Annotated in this window: 14 protein-coding genes; 11 read left to right on the forward strand and 3 right to left on the reverse strand. The window is 66.5% G+C overall.

All coding sequences use genetic code 11. The annotated features are described in order from the left end of the window. Window positions 1-62: 62 nt before the first annotated feature. Window positions 63-1,427, reverse strand: a complete 1,365-nt coding sequence (locus ACIPVK_RS17090; protein ID WP_407613182.1) for an MFS transporter — start codon at window positions 1,425-1,427, stop codon at window positions 63-65. Window positions 1,428-1,964: 537 nt separating this feature from the next. Here ACIPVK_RS17090 and ACIPVK_RS17095 point away from each other — a divergent pair. After that, a complete protein-coding gene (locus ACIPVK_RS17095; protein WP_407613183.1) occupies window positions 1,965-3,512 on the forward strand; it encodes a M20/M25/M40 family metallo-hydrolase in 1,548 nt (515 codons plus the stop codon). 135 nt (window positions 3,513-3,647) lie between these two features. On the opposite strand, the gene ACIPVK_RS17100 is transcribed toward ACIPVK_RS17095, so the two are convergent. Together ACIPVK_RS17100 and ACIPVK_RS17105 are read right to left on the reverse strand one after the other, a co-directional pair. Continuing rightward, complete coding sequence (locus tag ACIPVK_RS17100) at window positions 3,648-4,088, reverse strand: hypothetical protein (protein ID WP_407613184.1); 441 nt, start codon at window positions 4,086-4,088, stop codon at window positions 3,648-3,650. 390 nt (window positions 4,089-4,478) lie between these two features. Continuing rightward, entirely contained in the window at window positions 4,479-5,081 is a 603-nt protein-coding gene (locus tag ACIPVK_RS17105) for an NADPH-dependent FMN reductase (protein ID WP_407613185.1), read from the reverse strand. Between the two features lie 451 nt (window positions 5,082-5,532). Here ACIPVK_RS17105 and ACIPVK_RS17110 point away from each other — a divergent pair, with 451 nt between their 5' ends. The 10 genes from ACIPVK_RS17110 (at window position 5,533) to ACIPVK_RS17155 (ending at window position 18,057) form a co-directional block, all read left to right on the forward strand. After that, a complete protein-coding gene (locus ACIPVK_RS17110; RefSeq protein ID WP_407613186.1) occupies window positions 5,533-7,296 on the forward strand; it encodes an FAD-dependent oxidoreductase in 1,764 nt (587 codons plus the stop codon). A 3-nt stretch (window positions 7,297-7,299) separates the two neighbouring features. After that, window positions 7,300-8,217 (forward strand): LysR family transcriptional regulator, encoded by a 918-nt coding sequence (locus ACIPVK_RS17115; protein WP_407613187.1) that lies wholly within the window; start codon window positions 7,300-7,302, stop codon window positions 8,215-8,217. Window positions 8,218-8,316: 99 nt separating this feature from the next. Next, on the forward strand, window positions 8,317-9,666 hold the full coding sequence (locus ACIPVK_RS17120) for an MFS transporter (RefSeq protein ID WP_407613188.1): 1,350 nt from the start codon (window positions 8,317-8,319) through the stop codon (window positions 9,664-9,666). Further along, complete coding sequence (locus ACIPVK_RS17125; protein WP_407613189.1) at window positions 9,663-10,544, forward strand: shikimate dehydrogenase; 882 nt, start codon at window positions 9,663-9,665, stop codon at window positions 10,542-10,544. The genes ACIPVK_RS17120 and ACIPVK_RS17125 overlap by 4 nt, the downstream gene beginning before the upstream one ends. Before the next feature lie 173 nt (window positions 10,545-10,717). After that, complete coding sequence (locus ACIPVK_RS17130; protein WP_407613190.1) at window positions 10,718-11,518, forward strand: IclR family transcriptional regulator; 801 nt, start codon at window positions 10,718-10,720, stop codon at window positions 11,516-11,518. Between the two features lie 242 nt (window positions 11,519-11,760). Beyond that, window positions 11,761-13,140 (forward strand): MFS transporter, encoded by a 1,380-nt coding sequence (locus ACIPVK_RS17135; RefSeq protein WP_407613191.1) that lies wholly within the window; start codon window positions 11,761-11,763, stop codon window positions 13,138-13,140. A gap of 192 nt (window positions 13,141-13,332) precedes the next feature. Continuing rightward, complete coding sequence (locus ACIPVK_RS17140) at window positions 13,333-14,487, forward strand: Gfo/Idh/MocA family protein (RefSeq protein ID WP_407613192.1); 1,155 nt, start codon at window positions 13,333-13,335, stop codon at window positions 14,485-14,487. A gap of 51 nt (window positions 14,488-14,538) precedes the next feature. After that, window positions 14,539-15,384, forward strand: a complete 846-nt coding sequence (locus ACIPVK_RS17145; protein WP_407613193.1) for a sugar phosphate isomerase/epimerase family protein — start codon at window positions 14,539-14,541, stop codon at window positions 15,382-15,384. Between the two features lie 17 nt (window positions 15,385-15,401). Further along, window positions 15,402-16,253: an aldo/keto reductase gene (locus tag ACIPVK_RS17150; RefSeq protein WP_407613194.1), complete on the forward strand. Its 852-nt coding sequence runs from the start codon at window positions 15,402-15,404 to the stop codon at window positions 16,251-16,253. A 37-nt stretch (window positions 16,254-16,290) separates the two neighbouring features. Beyond that, complete coding sequence (locus ACIPVK_RS17155) at window positions 16,291-18,057, forward strand: FAD-dependent oxidoreductase (protein ID WP_407613195.1); 1,767 nt, start codon at window positions 16,291-16,293, stop codon at window positions 18,055-18,057. Window positions 18,058-18,084: the final 27 nt, after the last annotated feature.

An 18,084-nucleotide genomic window follows, 5' to 3' on the forward strand; every position in this document is an offset into this window, starting at 1 on the left:
CCCCCCACACCCCCCCCCCCCCCCCCCCCCCCCCCCCCCCCCCCCCCCCCCCTTCCGTGTGTCTAGTCCACCCGCGAGGGATCCAGTTCGTCGGGGACGAACTCCGGGTCGGCCTCGACCGATTTCCGGGAACCCGGCAGCAGGAACAGGCTTGCCGCGGCGAGGAAACAAAGGACCGCGGCGGTGATCCACGCGACCAGGTAGCTGCCGGAGAGGTCCCGGCCAATGCCAGCGGTCAGTGCGCCCACACCGGCGCCGACCATGTGGAAGGCGAAGACCCAACCGAAGACCACCGCGGCGCGCACCGGGCCGAAATATTGCCGGCACAACACGACAGTGGGCGGAACGGTGGCCACCCAATCCAGCCCGTAGAACAGGATGAAGATCCACAGCACCGGCTCGACCGTGGGGCCGAGCAGCGAGTGGACGGTCAGCAGCGATGCCCCGCGCAAGCCGTAGTAGAAGACCAGCAGCAGCCACGGCCGCACCCGGTCGGTCAGCCAGCCCGAGGCAATGGTGCCGATGATGTCGAAGACACCGATCAGCGCCAGGAGCCCGGACGCGGTGGTCGCCGGCATGCCATGGTCATGGGACGCCGGAATGAAATGGGTCTGGATCAGCCCGTTGGTCGACCAGCCGCAAATCCAGAACGTGAAGGCTAGGATCCAGAAGGCCCGGAACCGCATGGCATGTCGCAGGACGCCCATGGTCTCGGCCATGGCATTGCCGGCGGGACGTACCTTGGCCGGTGCCGTCGCGGGGCTGGCGTCATCGGCGGACCCATAGGCCGTGGTCCCAGCCTCGGCCGGGCTGTTGGCAAAGGGCCAGAACAACAGCGGCACGATCAACAAGGCGAATCCCGCCACCAGCAGGGAGGCGATGCGCCATCCGTGGTGGCCGGCCAGATGGACGATGGTGGGGAGGAAGATGAGTTGTCCGCAGGCGTTGGCCGCGGAGAAGATTCCCATCACCAGGCCTCGCCGCGCGGCGAACCAGCGGTTCGCCACCACCGCACCGAAGACCAAGGCAATGGCACCGGTGCCGATTCCCACCAGCCCGCCCCACAGAAGCCAGAGCTGCCACACCTCGGACACGAAGACCGCCAGCCCGGCGCCGGCCGAGACCAGGCCCAGGGCCAGGGCCGCAACGAAGCGCATCGATAACCGCTCCAGCAGCGTCGCCGCGAACGGTGCCACCAATCCGTAGACCACGAGATTGATCGTCACCGCGGTGGACAGCTGGGAACGGGTCCACCCGAATTCGGATTCCAGCGGCTCGAAGAACGCGCCGGTGGTGGAGCGGAAGGCGGCGGCCGCCACGAGGGCGAGAACCGTGACCGCGGCCACGAGCCAGGCGCGGTGGATGCGAGGTGATGTGCGCGGCACCGCGTTGCGGGCGGGGTCTGCGGGCGATGAGGGCAGTGTCAAGGGCTTGGCTTTCTGGCAGGGCGGGACTGATACAACGGTTGCACATCCGGGAACAATTGGTCGAAGTGTGTCGCGTGGCTTCCATGGAACCGGAGCCGCGGGCGAGCTCCGGCCTGCAGGCCTCGGGGACATCGGAAGATCGAAAACGATACGGAGATGCACGAGCCAGCCTCCGTGCCCAAGGGAACATAGGGCAAGCCTAGAAGGAAATCGGTGAAATGTGCTCGCCAATTCTCGCCCGATTCCCGGTCCACAGGAAAGAAAATACCTGTCCTTGGTCGCTTCGTAGAGAGAATATCGCTGTCGGGCACATATTCGCACCCCGAGCCGCTCCGTAGTCGCCGCCGATCCGGGAGAAACCCATGTGAGTGCGGTTTTGGCGTCGTATGGTCGTCACGAATGGGCCCAGCGCGCCGTTCGTCTCGCCACTGCGGCCGCTTGTCGCACGTGATGCCGGTCACCCATTGACCGACGCGGGGCGCTGGGCAAGCGTTGGTCTTGCACTCGCACTGCACAAGAACAGAAGAGGGTAGAAGCATGGAAATTACACGTGACTTGGGCGAAGCTGCAATGACGCCGCTTCGCCGCCGCACGTTTCTCGGGGGAGTCGCTGCCCTGGGTGCCGCCGGCATCGCCGGCGCCGGCGTGTTCGCCGGAACTGCGGGCGCGAACCCCGCCGCGGCCGCGACGGCGATCCCGGAGGCCGACAAGGACGCGCTCGACCTGCTCCAGCGAATGCTGCGCTTCGACACACAGAATTTCGGCCAGGGAGCGGACACCCGGCCTCACGCAGAGATGCTCAAGGCCGTCTGGGAGAACGCGGGGGTGGCCGCGGAAATCATCGACACCCCGCAGCCGGACAACGTGCACCTGATTGCGCGCATCCCCGGAACCGGCACCGAGAAACCGCTGCTCATCCTCGGCCACTCGGACGTGGTTCCGGTGGAACGCGAGAACTGGACCGTGGAGCCGTTCTCCGGCGAGGTCCGCGACGGCGAGGTTTACGGACGCGGGGCCCTAGACATGAAGGGCGCCAACTCGGCCACCATCAGCGCCCTGCTGCGGCACATCTCCGAGGGCGCCACCTTCGACCGAGACATCATCGTGCTCACCGACTGCGACGAGGAAGCCGGTTCCTTCGGCTCGAGGTGGCTGGCAACCAACCACTGGGACAAGCTTGATGCCGGAATGGTGCTGACCGAGGGCGGCTGGTTCCTGGCGCAAAAGGACAAGACCACCCCGATGCTCATCACCGCCACACGGCAGGACAAGGTCTACTTCAACCTGGATCTGACCGCCGGCGGGACCGCGACCCACTCTTCGAAGCCCAACCCGGACTCGGCCATCGTCGCGCTCTCCCGTGCGGTGGCCGAACTCGGCGACTGGCAGGCCCCGGTGCACCTCACCGAGGTGACCCGGGAGTACTTTGCCGCGCTGGCCAAGGCCTCCGACGATGCGGGATTCAAGCGGGCCGTCGAATTGCTGCTCTCGGCCCGCAGCCAGAACGCCCGCGAGCGCGCGGCCCGCGTCATGGTGTCCAAGTCCAGCTACCCGTGGCTGCACAGCGCCCTGTTGCGGACCACGCACGCCTTCGTCATCGAGGATGCGGGCTACAAGGAGAACGTGATTCCCTCCTCGGCCCACGTGCGCATCAACTGCCGGGCGATCCCCGGTGGCCAGAAGCCGCGCGAGTTCCTGGCCCAGGTGCGCAAGATGATGGCCGAACGCGACGTGGAGGTGGCCCTGGCCGTGGCCGAGGGAGTGAGCGAGGAGGAGACGCTGGCCGAGCTCGACAAGACCTGGTCCACCCCTCCGGCGGACATCGACACCCCGCTGTTCAAGGCCCTCGGCGAAGCGGCGGCCGAGACCTACCCCGACGCGGCCTTCGCCCCGGCGCTCTTCGAGGCCGGCACGTCCCTGGCGCCGTGGCGGGCCCGCGGCATCCCCGGATACGGCGTCTACCCCTATGTGCTGGACAACGAGCAGCTCATCGGGATGCACGGGAACGACGAGCGGATCTACGTCGAGGCGCTGCGCCAGGGCAGTGACTACATGTACAAGGTGTTCGCCCGCTTCCGCAGCTGATCCGGCGTACCCCAAGAAGGAGGCTGGTTTCCCGCTACGGGCTCATTCCGTGGCGGGAGGCCAGCCGCTCGGCGAATCGTCGTCCGCAACGTGGACACCTGCGTGGTGCCGCTGCGCGACAGTCGGGAAGCCGCATTAGGCGCGATCTGCGCTGCCAATGCCCTGATCGGCGCCGCGGTAAGCCGCGCGTCGCATCCAGTAACCGGCGGTTGCCACCAGCTCGAGCGGTCCCCAGGCCAGGATCGGCACATAGCAGGCAACCATGATGGCCAACGGGATCCCGGAGACCAGACCGGCGTCTGGACGGTGGCCGGCAAGAACCTGCGTCGTCATCGCAATAGTGAACAGCCATGTCACAGCAAGCCCACCCAGTGTGGCGACCAGGAGTACCGGTGCGAGAGGTACCCGCCGACCAACGAGTCTCTCGCCCCACGGCCGAACAAGCCCGATCGTGAGGAAGCCCGTGGTGAGTTGGACCACGCTTAAGGCGAAGACGTAAACGTAGCCCGCTGCCGGGTCGCCACCGAGTTCAAACTGCCGAAGTTGCTCGGTCCCGGGCAGCAGTCCGAGGATCATGAGAACCCGCCACAGCGCAGAGGGCACAGTCGCGAGGAAAGCTCCCCATGCCGCGATCACGGCCCAGCGCTGAACTCCTGGCATGTTGGCTCCACCCTTCATCGTCGTACGCTAGCCATGATCTTCGCAGGTGGCAAGGGCTTCCGGCTCACCATAAAACGAACGCTCTGCATGTCTGTCGTGGTGCTGCGCGATAGACAGCGAGCCACGGGCGCGATCCGACTCGCACGGGGAGCCTTTGAAGGGGCAGGTAGTCCGGGCGAGCGGGTTTCCAGTCGGAGCCGCGCACTGAACAGTGCCCCGGCCGTCCGGAACCAGAGCCCGCAAACACAACGGGAGCGCGTGGCCGGGGCAGGAAGACCGCCCCGGCCACGCGCTCCAGGATCGCTGTTATGGAGCTTCGACCGGGTCCTCGTCGCCGATGTGGCCTTCGGCGTTGGCATCCAGGACGCGTGCAACGAATGCGCCGAATTCGCTCATGTAGTGGCCGAGGAAATCGGCCGTCCCACTGTCGGACACATTGCCCTCGGCATCAAAGATCTCGGGCTTGAACGCGATGTAGCCTTCGGGGGAGTTCAGCTGCGGGGCGTCCAAGAAGCTGAGCACGCTGCGCATGGAGGACTGCATGACCGCGGTGCCGATGGCGCCGACGGAGGCACCGATGATGGCGCTGGGCTTGCGGGCGAAGGAGTTGGCACCCCAGGGACGTGATCCCCAGTCGATGGCGTTCTTAAGCGCGCCGGGAATGGAACGGTTGTATTCGGGGGAGATGAACAGCAATCCGTCGGAAGCTTCGACGGCCGTCTTGAACGCCGTGCCCTCGGGCGGGTAACTGGCGTCAAAGTCGTAGTTGTACAACGGGAGATCCTTGATGGAGATCTCGGTGAATTTAAGGTTGTCCGGAGCGAGCTTGATCAACGCCTTGGAAAGAGTGCGGTTGATGGATCCGGTGGACAGGGAACCGACGATATAACCAATGTTGTATTCAGTCATGGGGACAGTTCAACACGCGCATTACGTGGACGTCCAGAGTTCCGGGCTGAAAGGTTTGCCAACTTTCGGCGTTCACGAATCCTCACGTTTGCGTCGTCACGCATTCCTCGAATCGGACGGCGGACAGAACAGCGGAGCGGGAACGTGGATGGAACCGCAAGAATCCCTGCAAGTGCTGCAAGTTCATGCGTTGGCTCTCCGGTATCGCGTTGTGTTCTGCGTCTTGCGGCCACTACCTGCGTTGGATCACCTTGACCTGTGCGGATTGCGCCGGTCCCGGAACATGGCCCTTTCCGCCGACAATGCCCCTCCGGGCATACCGCGATTCAACTATCCGCATTTTCTACATAATAAATGACTCAATTAGTCATGGACACTACATTGTGTGGCGACCATACTGAGGAGAACGAAAAGGCAGTGACGCACGCAATGTTGTGCGCGAAGGAGAAACATGAAAAATTCCCCGGCAGAACATTGGGACCAGGAGGTCGACTTCCTGGTGATCGGCACCGGTGCGGCAGGTCTTTCGGCGACGTTGACCGCGGCCGCGCTGGGCTCCGAAGTCCTTGCCCTCGAAAAGACCGAATTCCTCGGTGGCACCACTGCGTATTCGGCCGGCACCTGCTGGGTACCCAACAACCGCTTCCAGCACGAAGACGGAATCCGGGACGACTACGAGCGGGCCGTGCGCTACCTGGACGCCGTGGTGGGGGACAAGGCTCCACGTGAAGGCTGGCTCTCATACCTGGATGCCGCCCCGAAGATGCTGGACGCAATGCATGACCTCGGAATCACCTTCCGGCGCTCGCCGGCCGTGGTCGACTACCACTCCGAGATGCCGGAGACCGGCAAGACCGGACGGGCCCTGGAGCCCGAGCCCTTCGACGGGCGCCTACTGGGGAAATCCGACTTTCGTCGCGTCCGTCCTCCCGTTCCCGAGTTCGCGCTCATGGGCGGCACCCTGATGCTGCGCCGACCGGATGTTGCAGCCCTGCTCAAGCTGTACAACGGTTCGCTGGCCGAACGCGGCAAGGCCGTGGCGCTGGCCGCGAAGCTCGGACTGCAGTGGGCCCTCGACCGGCTCACGCGCCCGCGCGGCACCCGCTTGGTGATGGGCAACGGGTTGGTGGCCCGGATGTTCCACGAATCGCTCAAGCGCGGGGCGCAATTCCTCTTTGGTGCGCACACCACCGAATTGCTCAAGGGCGGGGACCGGGTCATCGGGGCGGTGGTCATGCACAACGGCAAGTCCCTGCGCATCCATGCCCGACAGGGCGTGGTGCTCGCCGCCGGCGGCTTCGCCCAGAGTCCCGAGATGCGCGAGAAGCTGCTGCCGTCCCCTACCCCGCTCTATTCGCGGGCAGGCGAAGGCGCCACCGGCGACACCCTGTCCCTGGCCCAGATCGCCGGCGCCGCCCTGGGCCGGGACAACGGGGAAAACGCCCTCTGGTTCCCCAGCTCCATCGGCCGGCGCGCGGACGGCTCCCAAGTCGTATTCCCGCACATCTGGGACCGCGCGCGCCCCGGCGTGATCGCCGTGGACTCGAACGGCTCGCGCTTCGTGGACGAGTCCTGCTCCTACCACCGCTTTGTGCGGGCCATGTTCGCCTCGGCGGATGCCGCCGCGGTGCCGGCCTGGTTGATCGTGGACTCGCGCACGTTGGCCAAGTACGGGCTGGGCATGATCACCATGCCCCACCTGCCGAGGGCTGCGCTGCGGCGCTACGTCAAGGACGGTTACCTCTACGAGTCCGATACCCTGGCCGGCCTGGCGGAGCAGATCGGCGTGGATGCCGCAGGTCTTGAAGCGACGGTGCAGCGCTACAACGGCTTTGCCGTCACCGGCGTGGATGAGGACTTCCACAAGGGAGAGTTGCTCTTCGGGCAGGTCGCAGGGGACCCGGAACACGGACCCAACCCGAACGTCGGGCCGCTGGCCAAAGCGCCGTTCTACGCCATGGCCGTGGTGCCCACGCCGCTGGCCACCGCCTACGGTGTGCTCACCGACGGAAACGGGCAGGCGCTGGATGCACAGGACCGGCCGGTGGCAGGACTGTATGCCGCGGGAAACGATGCCGCCTCCGTCATGGGATCGGAATACCCGGGTGCCGGCGTCCAAGTTGCCTCCGGGATGACCTTTGGCTGGGCAGCTGCTCGCCACGCCGCCGCAGCGGGCCGGGCGGCCGGTAGTCTTGAGGAGTTTGAGACCATCTAGGCAATGAACGGGGTCAATGTGGAAATCCGCTGGCTGGAGGCCTTCGTTGCGGTGGCCGAGGAATTGCACTTCGGCAATGCCGCGGCCCGGCTGCGCATGGCCCAGTCCCCGCTGAGCCAGACCATTCGCAAGCTGGAGCGCTCGCTGGGTGCCGAGCTGTTCCATCGCAGCACCCGCTCGGTGGAACTGACGGCCGCCGGGCACGCCCTGCTTCCACACGCCCGCGAGGTGCTGGAGCAGTTGAACATCGCCTCCAAGGCCGTGAAGCTGCCCCAGGGTCGGGTCTACGGCAGCCTCACCCTGGGGTTCACCGGCGTGCTGAACCACCTTTCCCTGCCGCCACTGGCCAGGGCGGTGCAGCAAACCTATCCCGACATCCAATTGGCTCTGGTTGGGCGCATCATGACCCAGGACGCCGTGCACCAACTGGAGTCCGGGTCCCTCGATTTGGCCTTCGTCGGCCTGCCCGTGGACTCCTCGCGGATCAACGCGCGGCTGCTGGCCCAGGAGGCGCTCGGCGCGGTGCTGCCCACCGGGCACCGGCTGGCCGGCAAGGCGTCCATCGACCTGTCGGACCTTGCCGACGAATCGTTCCTCCTGCCGCCCATGAGCGCCGGGTCGGTGCTCTACGAGGACACCATGCGGGCGTGCACGGAGGCCGGCTTCTATCCCAAGGTGGCCCAGGAGATCACCGACCCCTACATGGTCATGATGCTGGTCGCCGCGGGCATCGGGGTCGCGGTGCTGACCGAGGGGATTTCCGCCATGCTGCCCCCGGGAGCCGTCTACGTCCCGCTGGGCGGCAAGCCTCACTACATGAACCACGGCCTGGCCTGGTCGATCCGCCCCGGCTCCAAGGCCCGGGATGCGGTGCTGGAACTCAGTGAGAAGATCCTGCCGACCCCGAAAATAATAATGTAGAAATGGCACATGGTTTATGTGTAATTAGGTCGTGGACTTAATAAGTGCGCGAGGTCACACTGGATGAAGTTCCTCCACCGGGGGAGAAAGGACCATCCAATGAAAACCTCCACAATCACCACTGCGCCCGTTCGGGCCAAGGCCACGCCGCAGGCACGCCGCGCCGCGATCTCCGGCTTCCTGGGCAGCACCCTTGAGTACTACGACTTCTTCATCTACGGATCGGCCGCCGCACTGGTCTTCTCGCACGTCTTCTTCCCCGGCGGCGGTGCCAACAGCGTCATGCTGTCCATCTCCACCCTGGGCGTCGCCTACATCGCCCGACCTCTCGGCGCGGTGATCTGGGGGCACCTGGGCGACAAGTTCGGCCGGCGCAAAACCCTCATGGCGGTCCTGATGCTGATGGGCATCTCGACCTTCCTGATCGGCTGCCTGCCGACCTATGACCAGGCCGGGATCTTCTCTCCTCTCCTGCTGGTTGTTCTGCGACTGATGCAGGGCCTCTCTGCCGGGGGCGAGTCCCCGGGCGCCGCCTCCTTGTCCATGGAGCACGCACCGGATCACCGCCGCTCCTTCTTCGCCAGCTTCACCATGAGCGGGATCATGTTCGGCATCGTGTTGGCCACCCTGGTCTTCATTCCCGTGGCCTCGCTTCCGGATGAGCAGTTGCTGACCTGGGGCTGGCGAGTACCGTTCTGGATCAGCATCGGACTGACCTTCTTCGCGTTCTGGATCCGCCGCCACCTGGAGGAACCGGAGGTCTTCGCCGACGCCAAGGAGGCCGACGAGGTCGCCAAGGTACCTCTCGTGGAGCTCTTCAGGCACCACTGGGGCGCAGTCATCCGCGTGATGTTCTCCTCCACCTTCGCCATGATCAACACCATCGTGAACGTCTTCGCCCTGGCCTACGCGGTGGAACACAACGGCATCGAACGCACCACGATGCTGGCAGCGATCGCCGCGGCCAACTTCACCGCCGTGCTCACCCAGCCGCTCTACGGCCTGCTGGCCGACAAGATCGGGCGCAAGCCGGTCTTCATCGGAGGCGCCCTGGGCGCCGGGGCCATGGTGTTCGTGTTCTTCAACGCCATCGGCACTGGCAACGTCGCGCTGATCTTCATTTCCTCGATCATCCTCATCGGTGGGTTCTATGCCGCACCCAATGGTTCCTACATGGCATCCTTCCCGGAACAGTTCCCTGCAACGGTGCGCTACTCCGGCATGGCCATCGGACTGATGCTCGGCCTGCTGGTCTCCGGCTTCACCCCGGCCATCGGCACCATGATGACAGCGGGCGACCTCGCCAACTGGATGCCGGTTGCCTTCATGTGCCTGGGCTTCACCGTGGTCTCGGCCATCGCCTTCGCCACCGGCCCGGAAACCTACAAGATCCCCACCGCACAGCTGGGCCTGGGCCGTGCCGAGCGCGAAGCGCTGAACAGCAAGTGAGTAGCGATCCCCGCCCCCTTCGTATCGGGTTGATCGGCAACGAGCTGGGCACCTCGCTCTCGCCGGCTATCCACGAGGCCGAGGCCGCGGCCCTGGGATTGGCCGGCTATCGCTACGAACCCATCGACCTGGCAGGTGTTGTCGATCCGGACCTGGGCGAGGTGCTGGCGCGGGCACTGGCGCAAGGGTTCACCGGCTTCAACGTCACCCACCCGCACAAGCAGGCGATCATGCCCTTCCTGGATTCCATCGCACCTTCAGCCGCGGCGCTCGGCGCGGTCAACACCGTCGTGCTTCGGGGCGGCAAACTGGTGGGGCACAACACCGATCGCAGCGGATTTCTGGCCGGACTGCGCCGGACGCTGCCCGAGGGCACAGGTCACCGGTCAGCGCTGCTCTTCGGGGCCGGCGGCGCCGGATCGGCCGTTGCCGCCGCACTGCTGGACTTCGGGGTGCGGGAGTTGCGGGTCATCGACACCGACCCGGGCCGGCTGGAGGCGTTGCGTGAGTCGTTGCAGCGGACACTTCCAGCCGGCGGCGCACGAATCGAAACCGGGGGCCCGGAGCGCGCCGAAGACTGGGTCGGGGCCGCCGACGGGGTCATCAACGCGACCCCGATCGGGATGGAACACCTTCCCGGAGCCCCGTTCGACACCGCCTGGCTGCGGCCCGCCCACTGGGTGGCGGACGTGGTCTACCGCCCGGTGATGACCCAGCTGCTCACCGCTGCAGCCGCACGGCAATGCCCGGTGGTCAACGGCACCACCATGCTCGTCGAGCAGGCCGCCGACACCTTTGTGTTGGTGACCGGGGTGCAGCCGGAGCGCGAGCGGATGCGGGCGCACCTGGCCGGGTTGCTGTCGCCGGTCTCCCGGTAACACCGCCCGCACAGGAAGCCCCTGGGGCCCGGAAGCCGGTATCCGGCTTTCGGACCTTCGGGTGCGTGGCGCCCGGTTGCCGGCTGTGGGCGCCGGTGGAGTGGAAACGGTTGATCATTGGCTAGGCTCGAATCTGTGGGGACCACAAGGCGTGGGGAAGGAAGGGAAAGGCAATGGCGAACTCCGGCTCCGGCGAATCGGTGGTTGACCGGATCGTTAAGCTGCTCAGCGCCTTCGAGAGATCAACCCCGGTGCTGACCATGAGCGAGCTCGCCCGCGCCACCGACCTGCCCACCAGCACCACCCACCGGCTGGCCACCGAATTGCTGGACGCCGGGTTCCTGGACCGCGATGCCGAGGGCCGCTTCGGCATCGGGGTGAAGATGTGGGAACTGGCCGCCCGATCCAACCCGGTGGAGGAGTTCCGCCGGCGCGGACTGCCGGTGCTCGAGGGCATCCACGAGGCGGTGCGCCAGCACGTCTCGCTGGCCATTCCCAGCTTCGAGGACTTCACCGTCCTCTACCTTGAACGCCTGGACAAGCTCGGCGCAGCGGTCAACCTCGCCGAGGTGGCCGGGCGGCTGGACATGCATTCGACCTCCGCGGGCCTGTGCATGGTGGCGCATGCACCGCACCGCATCCAGGCCGAGCTGCTCGCCCGCCCGTTGGCGAAGTCGACGCCGCGCACCGAGACCAATCCCGGGCGGATCCGAGCCCACCTCGCCCAGATCCGCGATCGCGGCTTTGCCCGGCTGGCCGGGGACCTGGTCAAGGAGAATGCCGCCTATGCGGTGCCGGTCTTTGGCCGGGGCAACGAGGTGATCGGTGCGATCACCGTGGTCACCCCGCTCGCCGACGAAGACCCGCAACTGGTCATTACGGTGCTGGTTTCCGCCGGCCGTTCGCTCTCTCGCTCCATGGGAGCCGAGCGGCGCCCCTACGGATCACGCACCTGGCTGTCCCAAGGCAAATAGCAGCAAAAATAAGCCACTCGGGTATTCTTGCGGCCATCGAAATCCTGACACGTTCCCATTGGGCGGGAAAGTGGAACTTTGCGGTTCGAAGGCTTCCTAGAGTGGTATTCCTGAGCGTGAGACGGGCATCACAAGCACCCGTTCTCTGCGACGCAGCCACGCGAGATCACACTCGCCCCCGTCATCGCCACGCCTGACTTCCTGCTCGAATCCAGAATCCCCCATGCACCCCAGGAGAGCCCATGTCTCACCATGCGATCGACCCCACCCCGGAAGCTTCGGGCGCAGCCGCCGAGGCCGCGCCGCAGCCGGCGGTGCGCAGCCCGCGCAAGGCGGCCCTGGCCTCCTTCCTGGGCTCGACCCTCGAGTACTATGACTTCTTCATCTACGGCACCGCCGCCGCCTTGGTCTTCAACAAGTTGTTCTTTCCGGACGCGGATCCGGCCGTCGCACTGCTGGGGTCGATGGCGACCTTCGGCGTCGGATACCTGGCCCGGCCGCTGGGCGGCATCGTGATGAGCCATGTGGGGGACCGCGTGGGGCGCAAGAAGGCCCTGATGATCACGCTGGTGATCATGGGCGTCGCCTCCCTGGGCATCGGCCTGCTGCCTACCTACGAACAGCTGGGCTGGTGGGCCACCGCACTGCTGATCATCGGCCGGCTTGCCCAGGGATTCTCTGCCGGAGCCGAGGCGGCCGGGGCCTCCACCCTGACGGTGGAGCACTCCCCGGAGGGCAAGCGCGGCTTCTTCACCTCGTTCGTGATGACCGGCTACGCCTCGGGCATGGTGCTCTCCACCTTGGTGTTCATTCCCATCGCTGCGCTTCCCGAAGGTCAGCTGATGAGCTGGGGGTGGCGCATTCCGTTCCTGCTCTCGGTCGTCGTGTTGGCCGTGGCCTACTGGGTGCGCACACACCTTGATGAAACCCCGGTCTTCGAGGAAGAGGTCAAGGTGGAGGGCGTCGGCGTCCGGCAGAGCGCCCCGGGCGTGGTCGTGCTGCGCACCCAGTGGCGCGACGTGCTACGCATCGTGTTCATTACGGTGTATTCGGTGATGCAGACCATCTTTACGGTCTACGCCTTGGCCTATGCCACTGGCCCGCAGGTGGGTATCGATCGCACCACCATGTTGCTCGTCAACGCATTGACCATCGGGCTGTCGATCTTCACCATCCCGCTGGCCGGCCACCTCTCTGACCGCTTCGGCCGCAAGCCGGTGCTCCTGATCGGCATGCTGGGCTGCTCGGTGACCATCTTCGGATACTTCTGGGCCATCAGCGAACAGAACATTCCGCTCATCTTCGTCTTCGGTTTCCTGAATATGTCGGTGTTCTACTCGGCCTGGAACGGCGTGTGGACGGTGTTCTTCCCGGAGATGTTTGCCGCGCCGGTGCGCTACTCGGGCATGGCCATCGGCAACCAGTTCGGCTTGGTCCTCACCGGATTCGCCCCGGCCGTGGCCACCTTGCTGGCCGGACCGGGTGCCTTCGGCTGGTTGCCGGTGGCGATCTTTGCGGTCAGCTGCGCGCTGATTTCCGCCTTCTTCGTGATGACCGCCCGGGAAACCGCGTTCACCCCGATGGAGGATCTTGGCAGCAAGGGCTGGAAGCGCAAGAACTAGGCAATTCGTGCCCTCCCTGCGGACGGGTCCGTCTTCTCGGGAAATCGAATAAACCCTTGTCATGTCCGATATTTAGAACTTGCTTCCCATTCAACGGGCAATGCTGACACGTGGTGTGCACCGCTTCCTAGAGTTGGTGGGGAGCACCGGCGAGGGAACCGCCCCGGCACCGAAAAAGAAAGGCCAAGAACCATGACTGAATCCACCCAAGCACCTGCCGCGCGGTTGCGCGTGGGCATCGTTGGGTGCGGCAACATCAGCCGCAACCACATCGATGCCTTCAACGCCATCGAGGGAACCGACGTGGTGGGCGTCTGCGACGTCGACATCAGCCGTGCCCGGGCAACGGCCGGGACCTGGAACATTGCCGCCGCGGTGGATTCGGTGGCGGCACTGCTGGCACTGGACCTGGACGTCGTCTCGGTGTGCACCCCGCACCCCACCCACGAGGCGGTGGTGCTCGAAGCCGCGGAGGCCGGCGTCCACGTGTTGTGCGAAAAGCCGATCGCCATCGACGTCGCCTCCGCCGAGCGCATGGCCGATGCCTGCCAAACCGCAGGGGTCAAGCTCGGGGTGCTCTTCCAGCGCCGCTTCTGGCCCGCGGCACGGGCACTGCGCGAGGCCATCGACGACGGCACCCTGGGCACCCCGGTCATGGGCCAGGTCTCGGTGCTGCTGCACCGCGAACCCGACTACTACTCGGCCGACGCCTGGCGCGGCACCTGGGACAACGACGGCGGCGGGGTTCTGATGACCCAGGCCATCCACTACATCGACCTGCTGCAGTGGTACATGGGTGAGATCGCCGAGGTCTACGGCGCGATCAACACCTTCAAGCACGGGGAACACATCGAGGTCGAGGACTCGGCGAGCGCGGTGCTGAAGTTCACCAGCGGCGCGATCGCCACGCTTAACGCCTCCACCGCGGCCAACCCGGCACTCGGGGTGCAGATCCGCATCACCGGATCCACCGGCGCCACCGCGGAACTGAGCGAATTCCCCGAGGGAAGCGACGGACGCATCACCATCATGGCCGCAGGCGAGACCATCACCTCCACCCCGGCACACCCGGCCGGGGCGATCGCCAACGTGGAACTGTCCACCATCAACGCCGCCTTGATCCCGCACCACCGCGAACAGATCCGCGAGTTCGTGCACGCCGTGACGCACGGCCACGACCCGGCGGTCACCGGCCAGGACGCCACCAACGCGCTGCGCATCCTGCTGGCCATCTACAAGTCCTCGCGCACCGGGGAACCCGTTCGCTTCGCCCCGTTCCCGACCCTCGTGCCCAGCGCCCCCGATGCGGTCATCGCCCGGCTGGACGCCACGGCCCCGGTCTCCTGAGACAGCCGGATTCTTTCCCTATATATCCCTTCCCACGATTTGAGCGAGCAGATGACCAACAATTCCCCGCAGCTGGGCCTGGCCCAACTCTCCCTGGTGTCCACCGCGCCTCCGCAGCTGGTGCGCATCGCCGCAATGGCAGGCTTCGACTTCATCGGTGCCCGGGTCCGCCAGGTCACCGCCGCGGAGCGTGCCTATGACCTGCAGCCGGGCTCGGCCATGCTCGCCGACACGCTGCGTGCGGTTGCCGAGACAGGGGTGGGGATCAAGGACATCGAGTTCCTGCTGCTGGACGGCAGTGACCAGCGCGAAGCCTGGCTGCGCATGATGGAGGCCGGTGCGGCGCTGGGCGCTTCCACCCTCACGGTCGCGGCCTCGCTCACCGACCACGGCCTGCTGGCCGACATCCTCGGGCGGATGGCCAGCGACGGCCGGGACCACGGCATCGTCCCGACGCTGGAAGTCATCTCCTACCAAAGCGTCGACTCACTGCCGCTGGCCGCGCAACTGGCCACCGAGGCCGGGGCCAAGATCGTGGCCGACACCCTGCACCTGAGCCGGGTGGGAACCACGGACGGGCAGCTGCGCGAACACGCCGCACTGATCCCGATGCTCCAGCTCTGCGACGGCCCGGCGACGGCCCCGGCGGACCGCGACGCCCTGGTGCTCGAGTCCCGCTCCGAGCGCGCGGTGCCCGGGGAGGGCGAGTTCCGGCTGGCCGAAATGGTGGCCGCCCTGCCCGAAGGCACGCCCCTGAGCGTGGAAACCCCCTCGGATTCGACGCTCGCCCGCATCGGCGAACAGGCCTGGGCCAACCGGCTCAAGGCGGGCGCCGATGCCGTCATCGCCAAGGCGAACGCGTTGCGTGCCGCCGCACTCATCGAGCCGGCCAAGTGAAGGGCCAGGAGGCCACCATGAACCACACCGCCATGAACCACACCGCCAACCAACCGGCCCTCGAACTCTCCCAGGGCGTTTCGATCCCGATGATCGGCCTTGGCACCTGGCCGCTGCTGGGCGAGGAGGCCACCGATTCCGTCACCCGCGGCATCGCCAACGGCTACCGCCACATCGACACAGCGCACAGCTATGGCAATGAGGAGGCCATCGGTGAGGGCATCGTGCGCAGCGGCATCGACCGCTCCGACCTTTGGGTCACCAGCAAGCTGTCGCTTCCCGGACACTCCCGCGCCGGCGCCGCCGAGGTCTACGCCCAGGCACTGGAACGCATGGGCCTGGACTACCTGGACCTGTTCCTCATCCACTGGCCCAACCCCGGCCACGACGGCTACGTCGAATCCTGCCAAGGGCTGCAGGACCTGGTTGACGCCGGGCGGCTGCGGGCCTGGGGCGTGTCCAACTTCAAGCCCGCCCACCTGGACCGGGTGCATGCCGCCGGGCTGCGCCCGGCGCTGAACCAGGTGCAGGTGGATCCGGCGCACCTGCAGTCCGCCCAACTCCGGCACCACGCCGCACGCTCCATCCCCACAGCGGCCTACAGCCCGCTGGGACGCGCCGGGGACTTCCTCAAGGACCCCGCCATCACCGGACCGGCCGCCACATATTCCAAGACCCCTGCCCAGATCGTGTTGCGCTGGCACCTGGACTCCGGACGCGTGGCGGTGCCCAAGTCCGCCAGCGATGCGCGCCAGCGCGAAAACCTCGACGTCTTCGACTTCACCCTGGCGCCGGCGGAATTGGCCGCGATCGACGCACTGGACACCGGGGCAGGCCCGCGCCTGGACTCCGATGAATACGGCCACTGAGCACTTCAACAGATCTTGAATGAACGGAATGAATCCCATGAGCAATAGTTCCCCGATGGATGCCGAAGTCGATGTCGTCGTGGTTGGCTCGGGCGCCGGCGGACTCTCCGCCGCCGTCACCGGTGCCTACCACGGCCTGAAGGTCGTGGTCGTGGAAAAGGCAGATGTCTGCGGCGGTGCCACCAGCTTCTCCGGCGGCTGGGCCTGGACGCCGGGCAACCCGCTGGCGAAGGCCGAGGGGGTCAACGAGGACCGCGAGGAATTCCGCACCTACCTGCGCCACCGGCTCGGGGAAGACTACAACGAAGCGCGCATCGAGGCCTTCCTGGAAGCGGTGCCGCACATGGTCGGCTTCTTCCACCACAAGACCTCCCTGCAATTCACCCCCGGCGCCAAGATCAACGACATCTACGGCAAGACCCCCGGGGCCGGCACCGGACACCGCTCGGTGGGCCCGGCCCCGTACCACGCCCGCAACGTGAAACCGGAGCTGCGGGCCAAGATGCGCCACCAGCTCTACGCCACCAGCTTCCTGGGCATGGGCATCATGGCCGGCCCGGACCTGGCCAAGTTCCTCTCGGCCTCCCGCGGCAGCATCCCCGGCATCCTCCACGCCGCCAAGCGCGTGGGCGCGCACCTGTTCTCCCTGGCGGTGCACCGGCGGAACATGCAACTGGTCAATGGCACCGCACTGACCGCCCGCCTCATGAAGTCCGCCGACGACCTGGGCGTGGACATCCGTGTCTCCACGACGGCCGAAAAACTCATGACAAATGAATCCGGGGACGTCACCGGGGTGCGGCTTTCCGGGCCCTCGGGCAGCTACACCCTCACGGCCCGCCGCGGCGTGGTGCTGGCCACCGGCGGCTTCCCGCAGAACACTGCCCGCCGCGCCGCGCTCTTCCCCCAGACCCCCACCGGCACCGAGCACTGGTCCCTGGCTCCGGCCGAGGCCAACGGCTCCGGACTGGACATGGCACTGGAGGTCGGCGCCAGGTTCAACACCGACGTGGCCTCGCCCGCCGCCTGGTGCCCGGTGTCGCTGATCCGCTACCCCAACGGAACCCAGGGCGTCTTCCCGCACATCATGGACCGCGCCAAGCCCGGAAGCATCGGCGTGCTGGCCAACGGCAAGCGCTTCGTCAACGAGGCCAACGGCTACTACGACTACGTGGACGCGATGATCAAGGCCACCGAGGCAGGCCAGACCGTGCAGTCCTGGCAGATCGCCGACTCGCGCTTCGTGCGCCGCTTCCCGCTGGGCATGGCCAAGCCGCTGCCCGTGCCGCTGACCCCCTACCTGCGTAGCGGCTACCTCGTGAAGGGCAACACCATCGAGGAACTGGCCACCAAATGCGGCATCGACCCGCAGCAGCTCTCCCGGACCGTGGCCGACTTCAACCGGAACGCGGCCAAGGGCATCGACCCGGACTTCGAACGCGGACAAACCCCCTTCAACCGCTACGGCGGGGATGCCCAAACCACCCCCAACCCGTCGCTGGGCCCCCTCGAAAAGGGGCCGTTCTACGCCGTCAGGGTCGTGCCCGGCAGCTTCGGCACCTTCGCGGGCATCGACGTGGACGCCAGCGCCCGCGTGCTCAACGAGTCCGGGGCCGTCATCGGCGGCCTGTACGCGGCGGGCAACGACCAGGCCAGCGTCATGGGCGGGCACTACCCGGCCGGCGGCATCAACCTCGGCCCGGCACTGACCTTCGGCTATGTCGCCGGGCGCGAGATGGCCGGTGCCACCGCTTACGAGGACGACGGCACCGAAGCCCCGTCCGCCAAGACCAGCAGCAGATAAATCCTTCCCACCCCATTCATCCCCACC

This window comes from Paeniglutamicibacter sp. MACA_103, assembly GCF_045798555.1.
Classification (GTDB): Bacteria; Actinomycetota; Actinomycetes; order Actinomycetales; family Micrococcaceae; genus Paeniglutamicibacter.

Coding starts and splice junctions, on each gene's coding strand:
- ACIPVK_RS17130 (WP_407613190.1), top strand. CDS start 10,718: ATGGCGAACTCCGGCTCCGGCGAATCGGTGGTTGACCGGATCGTTAAG.
- ACIPVK_RS17155 (WP_407613195.1), top strand. CDS start 16,291: ATGAGCAATAGTTCCCCGATGGATGCCGAAGTCGATGTCGTCGTGGTT.
- ACIPVK_RS17110 (WP_407613186.1), top strand. CDS start 5,533: ATGAAAAATTCCCCGGCAGAACATTGGGACCAGGAGGTCGACTTCCTG.
- ACIPVK_RS17135 (WP_407613191.1), top strand. CDS start 11,761: ATGTCTCACCATGCGATCGACCCCACCCCGGAAGCTTCGGGCGCAGCC.
- ACIPVK_RS17100 (WP_407613184.1), bottom strand. CDS start 4,088: ATGATCCTCGGACTGCTGCCCGGGACCGAGCAACTTCGGCAGTTTGAA.
- ACIPVK_RS17115 (WP_407613187.1), top strand. CDS start 7,300: ATGAACGGGGTCAATGTGGAAATCCGCTGGCTGGAGGCCTTCGTTGCG.
- ACIPVK_RS17140 (WP_407613192.1), top strand. CDS start 13,333: ATGACTGAATCCACCCAAGCACCTGCCGCGCGGTTGCGCGTGGGCATC.
- ACIPVK_RS17095 (WP_407613183.1), top strand. CDS start 1,965: ATGGAAATTACACGTGACTTGGGCGAAGCTGCAATGACGCCGCTTCGC.
- ACIPVK_RS17120 (WP_407613188.1), top strand. CDS start 8,317: ATGAAAACCTCCACAATCACCACTGCGCCCGTTCGGGCCAAGGCCACG.
- ACIPVK_RS17150 (WP_407613194.1), top strand. CDS start 15,402: ATGAACCACACCGCCATGAACCACACCGCCAACCAACCGGCCCTCGAA.
- ACIPVK_RS17105 (WP_407613185.1), bottom strand. CDS start 5,081: ATGACTGAATACAACATTGGTTATATCGTCGGTTCCCTGTCCACCGGA.
- ACIPVK_RS17145 (WP_407613193.1), top strand. CDS start 14,539: ATGACCAACAATTCCCCGCAGCTGGGCCTGGCCCAACTCTCCCTGGTG.